The organism is Pseudoalteromonas sp. Of11M-6, from assembly GCF_022347905.1.
GTDB lineage: Bacteria > Pseudomonadota > Gammaproteobacteria > Enterobacterales > Alteromonadaceae > Pseudoalteromonas.
The window spans coordinates 1-12,608 of sequence record NZ_JAKRFW010000081.1 but is presented as its reverse complement, the minus strand read 5'-3'; the positions used below and the strand labels follow the sequence as shown (position 1 = coordinate 12,608).

Sequence of the window (12,608 nt, the reverse complement as noted above, 5' to 3'; positions counted from 1 at the left end):
TTTCTCATTTAGAACAACTAAATAGCAAAATTTTTGCCTTGCTACTAAAGCTATTTCCCCGCTTCAAGATAGATCATTTACTTAATACAACTGGTATAACACCCATGTTTGCCAGCGGCACTCAAACTTTTTTCATTATGTGAGATAGATTGGCAAAACAATCGTGCCAGCCGATAATCCGTAAAATAGAGCGTGCGTTTATGGCAGTTAAACGTAATGAAGTATTCTGCGTACGGGATTGATATCCTGCCTTTTCTCAGGTTATTCCAGCTCATGTGCATGCCTTGCAATTGAGAGATAAGTTTTAAAGATAAGTCCTTCGATTAAATCTATCGAGGTACACCTCGACCTACGTGATGGATGGTAGGTCGTGATTTATCACGACAACAGGTTTGCGACAAAACATTCATGACTATCAAGGTGAACCAAACACGCACATGTGCCGTTTAATTATTAATCGGTTAAACGAGGAGAGCATTATGCTTGCTGCCACACTCAAAGAAAAAATCGCTAATAAAGAACTCCATGCCATCGTGCTTAGCTACGCGGATTCAAATCACTATCTTGCGGGTGGTCAAGATAGTGATGGGAACTTGCATATCTTAATGCATGCCGAAGGTAAACTAACGCCGTTTAACTCGCTGCGAGAGGCCGAGACAAAGCTGGCGGAACTCGGCGCAACTCAAGCCTACCTCAGAGTTGAGTCCGCCTATGATGAAATTGGTCCAGAGGACTCTTCGGGAACACATATCAGCAATATGGAGATCCGTCACTTAGCTCCATCCGACATAACCGTTTAAACAAAAAGGCTTAAGCGCCCACAAGTGAGCGCTTAAGCCTTAAAAGTCAACGAGTAGAGATCTCTTATTCTACTGAAAGTGTTATCGTTTTAGTTGCAACGGAAGCGGACTTTTCATCTACAACACTTAAACTTACCTGATAGTCGCCTGATGCTATAGGAGTGAATTGTAGGTTCGAGTCATGAGCTGTGGTACTGTCAATCACTTCGCCTGATGGAGCAACCACCTTCCAAAAATAGGTCAAATTGCCTGCATTGCTGTCGCTATCCATAACCGTTGGAGTTATCCAAAGCGCTGCATCTGTTTTCAGTACTCCTTGATAGTCCAGCGCCGTAATTACTGGAGCGCTATTTTGAACTGCACTTACTTTGATGAATGCCGCGACGACTAGTTCAACCTTGCCATCAGACACGATGCATTTCAGCACATAGTTACCAGCTTCATCGAAGGTAAGAGACGCGCGATTATCAGCATTGTTGACCACTGCAGTGCTATTCTCAGGCTTCGTTTCAAGTGACCAGCGATAAGTGAGCGGATCGCCGTCTTTATCTTCTGCGGATACCACAAAGGCTTTGGTTTCCCCTTCCGTAGCTGTAGACATTTGTGGACTCATAGACGCTGTGGGCCCATAATTTTCAGGGTGGCTCTTTATCACGCCACTGGCGGTTTGGCTTAGCTCACCGTTACTTACCTCCACAAAATAACGGTAACTTCCCTCTCCGTGAGGCGTAAAAATCACCGTATCGGTATCTTCATTCGTAACGGAATAGGTCAAACCGGCTTCAAATGGCTCAAACGTCCAACTAAAGGAGAGTGTTCTTCCGCTTGTATCTCTACTTCGCTTGGCACTAAGCTCGATGGCTTCATTGATTTTGGTTGACTCTGGCACGTCGACGAATACAAGCGGTTTGTTTGCTTCGCCTAATTTGGCCGTTAAGGTATGGGTTGCCTCACTTAAACGACCTTGTCTGTCTTTAAGGCTAAAGCGGATTTTATATTGCCCTGCCTTATCTAATTGAAGCGAGGTGAGAAATCCATTTGGTGTTGCCATTGCGGCTTGGCTGCCGCTCGGTTTGCTGTCAAAACTCCAAAGCGGTGTTACAGCGCCTTGATACTGACTACCATCGCTTTTCAGCTCAACAAAAGTCATTGAGCTTAATGTAACCTCTGAAGGCGCAGAAATAACCGCTTTAAGAGCTGGCTGGTTATCTATAACGATGACTTTTTCTGATTTGCTATGTGACGATTTACCATCATAAACGGTTAAAGTAATGGTGTATTCACCCGCAAATTTAGAGGCGAAAGAGGCAAGGTTATTGTTAGGGCTTACCAATGTGTATTCATCAACATTAGCAGGTGCAGTAACTTGCCATTTATAACTGAGATTATCGCCGTCTGAGTCTGAGCTGTTGCTCGCATCTAACTGTAGATGCTCGTTGATGGCAATTGCCTGTTTGGTGAGTGTGAAGTCGGCGACAGGAGGTGTGTTCACACTTGGTGTAGTTTTTTCTTTTATACGGATCTCAAACTGTGTTGTCGATTCGTTACTACCTGACTTGATTGTTAGCCCTAGAATGTAAATACCTGCAACGTCAGCGGTAAAGTGCGTTTGCTTAGCGTTGGGGTTAGAAAACTGAGCGTTACTGCCTTGGGGTTTGGCTTGCCACTGCCATGTTATTTCGGCATTTTCAGGGATCGTACTTCCCGTAGTGCTAAGCTGAATGACGTTGCCAGTCTCCCCAAAGGCACTTGCCTGAATTTTAGCGACTGGCTTAGTCGTGGTATCCGTTCCAGAATCTGTATTATCGTTATTTGAGTCTGTGTTGCTGTTATTTGAATCTGTGCTGCCGTTATTTGAATCCGTGTTGCCATTATTTCCATTTTTGCCGCTATCTTGATTGACTGGTGTAGTGTCACCGCCTGAACCGCCGCATCCTGCTAGTAATAGTGAACAACAAAGCATTGATGTTATTAAGTTTTTGTTCATTTAATTATCCTTTTAAGTACCTCAATCCGGAAATGTATCCTGATGTTCGTAATATTTCCAGTTAAAATTTGTTCAGTGCAAAATTTAACTTGTTTAGGTTTTGAAGTTTCGACTATAATCGCCTTAAATTTCGAAACGAAACTTATTTGATGACTAAACGAAACACTCAACAGCGCAGACATACCATTCTTTCATGGGTGAATGAATACGGTGAAGTAAGCGTAGAATCACTCGCCGCTGAGTTTGAAACGTCAGAAGTTACGATTCGTAAGGATTTAACGGCACTAGAAAAAAGCGGCCTGTTACTACGCCGCTATGGCGGTGCGATAGCCCTTCCTAAAGAGATCACCGCATCAGGTAAAGACGAGCAAGACTCGGTACGTAAAACGGCCATTGCCAAAGCGGCCGCCGAGCTGATTAAAGATCACAATCGCATCATTATCGATAGCGGAAGAACCACTGAAACCCTAATTCCGGAGCTTGCACAAAAGCGCGGCTTAGTCGTGATGACCAATGCGATGAATATCGCTAATCGATTGTTATCACTGGAGAATGAGCCAACCTTATTGATGACCGGCGGGACATGGGATCCGCACTCAGAATCCTTTCAAGGGCAAGTAGCAGAGCAAGTACTACAATCCTATGACTTTGATCAGCTTTTTATTGGTGCCGATGGCATTGATGTAGAGCGCGGCACAACCACATTCAACGAATTAATTGGGCTGAGCCGTGTGATGGCAAAGTCAGCCCGTGAAGTGATTGTGATGGTCGAATCCGACAAGATTGGCCGTAAAATTCCAAATTTAGAAATACCTTGGGCACAGATCACCACTTTGATCACCGACAACAACTTGGCCGATGACCTCCGCCAAGCGATCGAAGCGCGTGGCATACAACTTGTCTGTGCTGAACTACACACAACGTGCAAATAATGGAGAGATTATGTGTGGAATCGTAGGCGCTGTTGCTGAGCGTCCAGTAAACAAAATTCTTATCGAAGGCCTAAAACGCCTTGAGTACCGTGGTTATGACTCTGCAGGTGTCGCTCTTTGCGAAGGCGGCGCACTCAACAGCGTGAAAGCCGTAGGTAAAGTGGTAAACCTAGAGTCAGCCCTTGAAAATGCCGAAGTAAAAGGTACTACCGGTATCGCGCACACGCGCTGGGCAACACACGGCGGCGTAACAGAAGCTAACGCGCACCCGCATATTTCTAACAGCGAAATTGCGCTGGTACACAACGGTATTATTGAAAACCACGAAGGCTTGCGCGCGGCATTAAAAGAAGACGGCTACGAGTTTTTATCTGACACCGACACCGAAGTGATGGTGCACCTGATCCATCAACTCAGACAGCAACACACTACATTACTCGCTGCCGTGCAAGCAGCGGTAAAACAGCTCGAAGGTGCATACGGTACGGTATTATTTGATAAAGCCAATCAAGATGAAATCATTGTGGCACGCTCTGGCAGCCCACTGGTTATCGGTCTTGGCCTTGGTGAAAACTTTATTGCCTCTGATCAACTCGCGCTATTACCTGTAACCCGCAGCTTTATCTTCCTAGAAGAAGGCGATGTAGCACGCATTACTCGCGAAACGGTGGAAATCTTCGACATTAACGGCAATCCTGTAGAGCGCGAAGTGGTTGAGTCTAACATCACGCAAGATGCGTCGGGCAAAGGCGAATACCGCCACTACATGCTAAAAGAAATCTACGAGCAGCCAATGGCTGTACGTAACACACTTGAAGGCCGTTTAGATAACGATCGCGTTAGTATCGATGCATTTGGCGACAAAGCGAACGAAATTTTTAAAGATGTAAAACACGTACAGATCATCGCGTGTGGTACGTCTTACCATTCAGGCATGGTGGCGCGCTACTGGCTAGAGCAATTTGCAGGCGTAAGCTGTAACGTTGAAATCGCCTCAGAATTTCGCTACCGCGACTCATTCGTTCACGAAAACAGCCTACTGGTAACCATTTCACAATCGGGCGAAACCGCAGACACGCTTGCGGCATTGCGTCTTGCCAAAGAGCAGGGCTATATGGCATCGATGACCATCTGTAACGTACCTGGCTCATCGCTAGTACGTGAGTCAGATCTTGCCTTTATGACCAAAGCCGGTGCTGAAATTGGGGTGGCATCAACCAAAGCATTTACAACTCAATTAGTTGGCTTATTGATGCTAACTGCGTCGATTGCGCAGGAAAAAGGCCGTGATCAAAGCGCAATCGTAAACGCGATCAAAACCCTGCCAACCAAGCTTGAAGAAACCCTAACGATGGCCGATGGTATTGAACTTCTTGCAGAAGAATTTGCCGACAAACATCACTCATTATTCTTAGGTCGTGGTTCACAATACCCAATCGCAATGGAAGGTGCACTTAAGCTTAAAGAGATCTCCTACATCCACGCCGAAGCTTATGCGGCAGGCGAGCTAAAACACGGGCCGCTCGCGCTTATCGACGCAGATATGCCTATCATCGTCGTTGCACCAAACAACGAGCTGCTTGAAAAGCTCAAATCAAACGTTGAAGAAGTACGCGCACGCGGCGGTATCATCTACGTATTTGCAGACAAAGACTCAAACTTTGCCTCAGACGACACCATGCGAGTAATGAACGTCAACCACGTAGAAAACATCATCGCCCCAGTGGTTTACACCATCCCACTACAGCTACTTTCGTACTATGTCGCCGTGATCAAAGGCACCGATGTTGACCAACCGAGAAATCTCGCAAAGAGTGTAACGGTAGAGTAAGAAAAGGCGCGCAAGCGCTTCAGATGTGGGTGAACAATAAAGTTTCACCCCATACAATAAAGTATCATCCTAAAATGGCAGCGATCATAGTCGATACGCTGCCATTCCTAAATCGAAAATGCCCCAAAACAATTTACGTTTTCTTTGAAGTATCTGGTAACTTAGCAGAAATAAGTGCCGCTAAACTAATAAACGCAAACGAAATTGCCAAACAAGCTGCTAACCCGTAGAGCTGGAAGACCCAGCCTGACAGCACTGTACCGAACAATCGCCCCATTGCATTCGCCATGTAGTAAAAGCCAACATCTAACGAAACGCCATCGGCATCTGCCATGCTAACAATCAAATAACTGTGCAGTGACGAGTTGACAGCGAACAGTATGCCAAACACCATTAAACCTGCTATGAGTAACATTTTAACTTCCCAGCTAAAATATAGTGATAAGGCAATGCCTAATGTCACCAGTGCCAACAAGCTTGCCCATTTTACAGTTTCTGTTGAAGGAGAAACGTTGTCTTTGAAGTTGATTAGCTTCGGTGCCATTGATTGCACAATACCGTAACCAATAACCCAAAGCGCCAAGAAACTGCCTACCGACCAATGATCCCACTCAAAGGCTTGTGACAAGAACACAGGTAGCGCAACCACAAACCAGACATCTCGCGCACCGAACAAGAAGAGTCGTGCAGCTGATAAGATATTGATAGAGCGACTCTTTGAAAAGATATCGGTGAACTTAGGCTTGTTCTTAGCTTTCCCCAAGTCGTTCTTCAAGGCATAAAGGCTGTAACACCAGACAAGTGCCAGAACACCAGCCATTAATAACATTGCGCCTTTGAATGAAAGCAAAGTTAACAGTAAGCCGCCTAAGAAAAAGCCAACGCCTTTCAGAGCATTCTTAGAGCCTGTTAATACCGCGACCCATTTAAATAATGTGCCTTCTTGCCCTGCGGCAACCAACATCTTAATTGAGCTTTTCGCGCTCATTTTGTTTAAGTCTTTGGCAATGCCTGAAAGCGCTTGTGCAATCATTACATATACGACTGTTAACCATTCAGCCGGAACGGCTAACATCAGCAAGGCGATAATTTGAATGGCTAAACCAATGTTCATGGTTTTATTTAACCCTAAACGAGCACCTAAGAAGCCGCCAACTAAATTAGTGACAACGCCAAAGATTTCATAAAACAAGAACAACATCGCAATGCTAAGCGGACTATAACCTAACGCATGGAAATGAAGCACTACTAACATGCGTAGTGCGCCATCAGTTAAGGTAAATGCCCAATAATTACCTGTGACAACAAGGTATTGCTTAATATCGTCTGATAATGATGCCAAGCGCTTCATAGTGATACATTACCCTTTGATTGATAAACCAACTTTACGAGCAAGCTCAGCTGTTCTATTAGCATAGCCCCACTCGTTGTCATACCATGTGTACAGCTTCACCTGAGTGCCGTTAACGACCATTGTTGATAACGCATCAACAATGCTAGAACGTGGGTCGGTTTTATAATCGATAGATACTAGAGGCTTTTCTTCATAGCCAAGAATGCCTTTCAATTCGCCTTCAGCCGCTTCTTTCATCCAAGCATTAATTTCAGCTGCCGTTGTTGGACGCTCAACTTCAAATACACAGTCTGTAATGGACGCGTTTGCTAGTGGTACACGTACTGCATGACCATTCAGCTTACCTTTCAACTCTGGGAAAATATGAGTAATAGCTGTTGCTGAACCTGTAGTGGTTGGGATTAAGCTCATGCCACAGGCACGCGCTCTGCGTAAATCTTTGTGCGGAGCATCTAAAATGGTTTGAGTATTGGTAATATCGTGGATAGTCGTCATCGAGCCATGTTTGATGCCGATTTTATCCTGTAACACTTTCACCACTGGTGCTAAGCAGTTTGTGGTGCAAGACGCTGCCGTTACGATTGAGTGTTGTTCAATATCATATCGATGGTCATTAACCCCCATAACTACATTGAGCACACCTTCTTCTTTTACTGGTGCTGTGACAACGACTTTTTTTACACCTTGGTCTAAGTAGGCTTTTAACAACTCAGTTTTCTTCATTTTACCTGATGCTTCAATGACCAAATCACATTCAGACCAATCCGTATCATTAATCGCTTTATTTTGCGTTACACGAATGGCTTGACCATCAATTATCACGTTATTGTCATCATGAGATACATCATATGACCAAGTACCATGCACAGAATCGTACTTTAGCAAATGTGCCAAAGTCTCAGCGTTGCCAGCAGGATCATTGATTTGCACAAACTCAATGTCTTGCCAACCAAAAGCAGCTCTAAGTGTTAAACGACCCATGCGGCCAAAACCGTTAATACCAATTTTAATTGCCATGTTTTAAGCTCCTACTTTTTGAAACTCATTGAAAAAAGAAAGTTGTACTGGGTGTGAAAGCGCTTTAGGGCGCATTTTCTGTACTTGTTTAATAATGTCTGCCTTGTCGTAACCTAGTTCATACATGAGTATTCCAATCACTAAGCCAGTGCGCCCAGAGCCACCTTTGCAATGCACTGCTATAGTGCCTTGATTGCGCAGTATTGATAAGATGTCATTAATTTGAGATGCATAAGCTTTAGCGAAGTCCTCGTTTGGGCCATCTTCATCAGAAATAGGAAGCTGAAACCATTTAACACCTTGTGCATCACACACTTTTGGAAGGTCTTCGGCTTCATTCTTTTTAATTTCTGCATTGTACATCAGCGTCACAACCGCTTGTGCTCCAGCATCTTTCAACTGCGTGACCGATGTTGTTAAATCAACGTCCTTGGTTCCGGGGCAAGGCGTAAATATAAAGCTCGCGCCATTATCAAGTGCCAGTTTGTCGCAAGGATGAGTTTGCATAAGAACCCTCTATGTTATTCGTTAAACCAATGTCTTGTTCTGTTCACAATCGCTACGAGAGACAGCATGATGGGAACTTCAACCAGAACCCCAACCACAGTTGCCAATGCAGCGCCTGAATGTAACCCGAATAGGGAGATCGCCACAGCGACTGCCAATTCAAAGAAGTTAGATGTACCAATCAAACAAGCAGGTGCAGCAATGTTGTGCTTAAGCTTGAGTCTGACCGCGATAAAATAAGCAACAATGAAAATACCATAGGTTTGAAGAATTAGCGGAATAGCGATTAACAAGATATTAAGAGGTTGCTCAATGATGGTGTTTGCCTGAAAGCCAAATAGCAGCACTACTGTTGCTAGTAACCCGATAACAGAAAACGGTTTGAACTTCTCTAGCAAACTTGTGATAGCTGCTTCATCGCGACCTGAACTGTTTAAGTGTTTTCTGGTCAGGATTCCCGCGATTAAAGGCAGTAATACATACAAAATAACCGAGATAAACAAGGTACCCCAAGGCACATGAATATCTGTTACACCAAGCAATAACCCTGCAATGGGAGCGAATGCAAAAATCATGATGATATCGTTCACAGATACCTGAACCAAGGTATAGTTTGCGTCACCTTTTGTTAATTGCGACCAGACAAACACCATTGCAGTACAAGGTGCTACGCCAAGTAAAATCATACCAGCGATGTATTCTTGAGCAGTTTTTGGTGACACAAAATCGGCAAATAATCCTTCAAAGAACAACCAACCTAATGCAGCCATCGAGAACGGTTTTATAAGCCAGTTGATCACCAAAGTTAATACTAAGCCTTGTGGATTCTTGCCAACTTCCTTGATGGTCGAAAAGTCTACTTGCACCATCATTGGATAGATCATCACCCAAATGAAGACCGCAACAACCACGTTGACATGGGCAACTTCAAGCTTTGCAATCGCTTCAAAAAGAGGTGGATAAACAATCCCCAGAACCACACCAGCAACAATTGATATCGCAACCCACACAGATAAATAACGTTCAAAAATCCCCATAGTTATATTCCTTAATTACAGCAACTTGCCACACGCGTAGGGCGATCACCCATTGCATTTAATCTGGCTAGCTCTTGTTCAATAAAAATAGGTTCATTCACTACCGTTGAAATGATAGTTTGCTTCATCCACGCTGGCAGTGTTGGATTGATTGAATAAAACACCCATTGCTGATGTTTTCTGTCAGATAAGATCCCTGTTTTTCTAAGCTGTGCTAGATGACGAGAAACTTTCGGTTGGCTCTCTTCATCCAATGCAGCCATCAACTCACAGACACATGCTTCACCTTCAACAGCAATAATTAAAAGCGTTTTCAAGCGAATATCATCAGCCAGAGCTTTGTATAAAGTGGTAGGTGTTATAGGCGCAGGTTTTTGCTTTTCTTGTATCAGCAAAAACATTTTGATCCGCTCGTTTAACTCTTGTAGCGTCTTTTCAAACGGGTTGGCATCTTTACGAGAACGAGGCTCTGGAAAATCCCAAGCAAGGCAATTGGTGCCGTCAACTCGGCTATCGCATTCTTTTGCTGCTTTATCGCACAGCGTAATAACAAAGTCGAAATGGGTATTGTTAACTTCATCAAGGTGTTTTGAGCGTAAACCATCAGTACGTAATCCAAAGTGTTCAATAGCTGACAATGTGCGGTTATCAACATGATTTGGCTCAGTACCAGCGCTGTAAACCTCGTACTCACCTTTACCATGATGTTGTAATAACGCTTCTGCCATAATGGATCTAGCCGAATTTTCTGTGCATAAGAAGAGAACTTTCATGAGTAACTCCATAATAAATTTATTATATAATAAATTTGTTATGGAGTTGCTGCAAGAGATATTTTCGAAAAAATGAGTTAAGCGGCTGTTCTAGATAAATTGTTCATACTTCAATTTTTTTGGCTTTTTTAATGGTCAAAATATATAAGCGAATGACTCAAAGTGGCACAGAGATATCCTTTGGCTCCAAATTGTTTTTGTCCAGAAGTGAGTTACAACAAGTATGATACTTTAATATTCAGTTGTAGCTTGATTCGGACTTGAGAGTAGTAATTAGTATAAAACTTTATTCCTCTCTCACACATGTTTTCTGTGGCTTAGGATGAGGCTATATTCCTAAGTCACACAATAATTGCAATGCTGGCATTTGGGCCTAATAGTGTCTAATTTGGATAGCCGTCTAACCTAATGCATCGCGAACTTTGGGCATGATCCTGCGACTAACAGGGACTTCGTCACCTGTTGATAAATGTAAAATGCCAGTTCCTGATGCGCTTCTGGATAATGATGTTATGAACAGGGTATTCACTATGTACGAGCGATGAACCCGTAAAAAAGTGGCAGGAAGTGTACTTTCGAGTTCAGACAAGCTGTTGTGGTGCAATACACTTCCCCTATTATTAATAACCAGCTCAACATAATCTCTTGCCCCCTTACAAAAACAAATTTCTTCGCGAGATATAAAGTCTGTTTTTCCAGCATGGCTGATTTTTATTTTAGTTGGTTGTTCCCGTTCTTTCTGTTCGTCCAATATGCGCTGTAATCGATCTGCCCGATCTTGCTCAAACCGCTTTTTTCCTGTTCTTTCTTATAATCGATAGCATGTTGAGCAAAAAAGAAGACGAAAAGCAAAGCAATGCAATAGTAGTAGTAAATATCCAAAAACTGGTTTGGGCTACTAGCAGTCAATAGAACAAACGCAAACAGTGCAATACTATGTGGCAGCGCGTTCCGGGCTTTCTTTATCGCAGCATATCCGGTAATTAATGTGCCTATTCCCACAGGGAGCAGTACTGATACAAGTGTTTTTGATTCCAAATGATCCAGTAACAAAACAAATATGAGGGTCGTTACGCAACCAACGGTTAAGGCTGTTTTTCTTCCTTTTGTTAAAAAGCGTTTACATACATAACTCAATAAAAAGAATGAAACTATTAAGCTTGAACAAAGAATAGTTAGCATCCTGATCCCATTGTATGGGTAACTATAATCAAACAATCCGCGCGATACTTCAGCAATTAATTGGATAACTGCGAAAAGCGATGCAATAGGGATGAATAGATTGTGTTTGGTATTATTACTTTGGAAGGCTAATACAGATGAATAGATAAAACCGAGAATTAAAATACCAAACGGGATAAACACTGGTAGGTAGTGGTTTGCAAGGTAGTCCTTGGGCGTTTGATAATCGGTGATAAGCAACCTTTGTATAGGTGGATCAATCTGTAATAGCCTGTTATGCGAAGATAACTCGATGACTAGAGTATTGTGTTGTTTTATAAGGGGGCTATCGGGTAAATAGAAGCTTTTATCCATGCGGCCGGCAACTTCATTTTTTGCTTCCTCAGCTGGCGAGTCATTGTGGCCGATATTTACTCCATTAAGATAAACCGTCGTAGATGCTTCGGCTGACAAAACCAGTCCAAGAGGGCGCTTCCTAGGTTGCCCTGCGTTTGCCACATCGAAATGAACTTGTATTCAAACTAAAACACAGCAGCACTGATAACACAGCAGCACTGACACCCACGATTATTTACTCACGATGGTTATGGCAGTTTCGACTTAGCATTGTGCAAGGTTGTTCATTATTCGTATCAAAAGCGCTTCTAAAATAAGGTAGCTGTTGGTGTTTGCTTATTTTTCGACACTAAAACTAGTGTATCACGCACGAGAAGCGCGCTGTAATTTGCACAGCTTGAGGGGTTATCGCTAAAGGCGTTATTTGGTTAAGCCAGCAAACGTGCACAATTTGCTAGATTTGTGCGCCGTCGTTTTTTAAGGGTTCCACAATAAGCTGTGAGTACTTGCTCTCGACCCACCGCGCCGTGGAATACCCGAGAAAATTGTGTAGTGAGCTTCATCCAATTATCAGGTTCGATGTTTAGTCGAGACAGAATAGGTTGAGACTCAAAGATGGCACCGCTTTTGTTGGTGCGCATACTTTGACCGGTAAGCTCAACTAATTCTATATAAAACTTGAGTTCAAAAGGCAGCCCTTTTGGTATATGATTTCGGGGGCTTCCTGCAAACCGTAATAGGCTTTTTGGTTGCTTCCCTTGCCTTGCATGGTCGATACGCTTTTTGATACTGGTAAAGTCAGAGGTTTCAGGTGTTGGGGCTAATTTAGCTCGAATAGGGTTTAAGTCAACG

Annotated in this window: 11 protein-coding genes; 3 read left to right on the top strand and 8 right to left on the bottom strand. The window is 43.4% G+C overall.

The annotated features are described in order from the left end of the window. The first annotated feature begins 479 nt into the window (after positions 1–479). A complete protein-coding gene (locus MHN32_RS22650) occupies positions 480–800 on the top strand; it encodes a DUF6482 family protein (protein WP_010606962.1) in 321 nt (106 codons plus the stop codon). Between the two features lie 64 nt (positions 801–864). Here the strand turns inward: MHN32_RS22650 and MHN32_RS22645 are convergent, their stop codons facing one another. Further along, positions 865–2,787 carry a PKD domain-containing protein gene (locus MHN32_RS22645; protein WP_239422878.1) on the bottom strand — a complete coding sequence of 641 codons (1,923 nt, stop codon included), beginning with the start codon at positions 2,785–2,787 and terminating at the stop codon, positions 865–867. A 149-nt stretch (positions 2,788–2,936) separates the two neighbouring features. Here MHN32_RS22645 and MHN32_RS22640 point away from each other — a divergent pair, with 149 nt between their 5' ends. Both MHN32_RS22640 and glmS read left to right on the top strand, forming a co-directional pair. Beyond that, positions 2,937–3,719 (top strand): DeoR family transcriptional regulator, encoded by a 783-nt coding sequence (locus MHN32_RS22640; protein ID WP_069021135.1) that lies wholly within the window; start codon positions 2,937–2,939, stop codon positions 3,717–3,719. A 10-nt stretch (positions 3,720–3,729) separates the two neighbouring features. Further along, positions 3,730–5,550, top strand: coding sequence for a glutamine--fructose-6-phosphate transaminase (isomerizing) (glmS, locus tag MHN32_RS22635; protein WP_102057780.1), 1,821 nt, complete (start codon positions 3,730–3,732; stop codon positions 5,548–5,550). Between the two features lie 133 nt (positions 5,551–5,683). On the opposite strand, the gene arsJ is transcribed toward glmS, so the two are convergent. The 7 genes from arsJ to MHN32_RS22600 form a co-directional block, all read right to left on the bottom strand. Then, positions 5,684–6,901 carry an organoarsenical effux MFS transporter ArsJ gene (gene arsJ, locus MHN32_RS22630; protein ID WP_239422877.1) on the bottom strand — a complete coding sequence of 406 codons (1,218 nt, stop codon included), beginning with the start codon at positions 6,899–6,901 and terminating at the stop codon, positions 5,684–5,686. A gap of 9 nt (positions 6,902–6,910) precedes the next feature. Beyond that, on the bottom strand, positions 6,911–7,921 hold the full coding sequence (locus tag MHN32_RS22625; RefSeq protein ID WP_239422876.1) for an ArsJ-associated glyceraldehyde-3-phosphate dehydrogenase: 1,011 nt from the start codon (positions 7,919–7,921) through the stop codon (positions 6,911–6,913). A 3-nt stretch (positions 7,922–7,924) separates the two neighbouring features. Beyond that, complete coding sequence (locus MHN32_RS22620) at positions 7,925–8,428, bottom strand: dual specificity protein phosphatase family protein (protein WP_239422875.1); 504 nt, start codon at positions 8,426–8,428, stop codon at positions 7,925–7,927. A gap of 14 nt (positions 8,429–8,442) precedes the next feature. Continuing rightward, positions 8,443–9,465, bottom strand: a complete 1,023-nt coding sequence (gene arsB / locus MHN32_RS22615; protein ID WP_239422874.1) for an ACR3 family arsenite efflux transporter — start codon at positions 9,463–9,465, stop codon at positions 8,443–8,445. A gap of 11 nt (positions 9,466–9,476) precedes the next feature. Beyond that, the gene (locus MHN32_RS22610; RefSeq protein WP_239422873.1) at positions 9,477–10,238 is read right to left on the bottom strand and encodes a metalloregulator ArsR/SmtB family transcription factor; all 762 of its coding nucleotides are present in this window, start codon (positions 10,236–10,238) and stop codon (positions 9,477–9,479) included. A gap of 711 nt (positions 10,239–10,949) precedes the next feature. Beyond that, on the bottom strand, positions 10,950–11,873 hold the full coding sequence (locus MHN32_RS22605; RefSeq protein WP_239422872.1) for a hypothetical protein: 924 nt from the start codon (positions 11,871–11,873) through the stop codon (positions 10,950–10,952). A 311-nt stretch (positions 11,874–12,184) separates the two neighbouring features. Beyond that, positions 12,185–12,608, bottom strand: a 424-nt coding sequence (locus tag MHN32_RS22600) for a transposase (RefSeq protein ID WP_239422871.1), incomplete at its 5' end; no start/stop codon positions are given.

What these genes read in the sequence shown, in the direction of transcription:
- MHN32_RS22625 (WP_239422876.1), bottom strand. Translation starts at nt 7,921, where the DNA reads ATGGCAATTAAAATTGGTATTAACGGTTTTGGCCGCATGGGTCGTTTA.
- MHN32_RS22620 (WP_239422875.1), bottom strand. Translation starts at nt 8,428, where the DNA reads ATGCAAACTCATCCTTGCGACAAACTGGCACTTGATAATGGCGCGAGC.
- arsB (WP_239422874.1), bottom strand. Translation starts at nt 9,465, where the DNA reads ATGGGGATTTTTGAACGTTATTTATCTGTGTGGGTTGCGATATCAATT.
- MHN32_RS22645 (WP_239422878.1), bottom strand. Translation starts at nt 2,787, where the DNA reads ATGAACAAAAACTTAATAACATCAATGCTTTGTTGTTCACTATTACTA.
- MHN32_RS22610 (WP_239422873.1), bottom strand. Translation starts at nt 10,238, where the DNA reads ATGAAAGTTCTCTTCTTATGCACAGAAAATTCGGCTAGATCCATTATG.
- MHN32_RS22650 (WP_010606962.1), top strand. Translation starts at nt 480, where the DNA reads ATGCTTGCTGCCACACTCAAAGAAAAAATCGCTAATAAAGAACTCCAT.
- arsJ (WP_239422877.1), bottom strand. Translation starts at nt 6,901, where the DNA reads ATGAAGCGCTTGGCATCATTATCAGACGATATTAAGCAATACCTTGTT.
- MHN32_RS22640 (WP_069021135.1), top strand. Translation starts at nt 2,937, where the DNA reads ATGACTAAACGAAACACTCAACAGCGCAGACATACCATTCTTTCATGG.
- glmS (WP_102057780.1), top strand. Translation starts at nt 3,730, where the DNA reads ATGTGTGGAATCGTAGGCGCTGTTGCTGAGCGTCCAGTAAACAAAATT.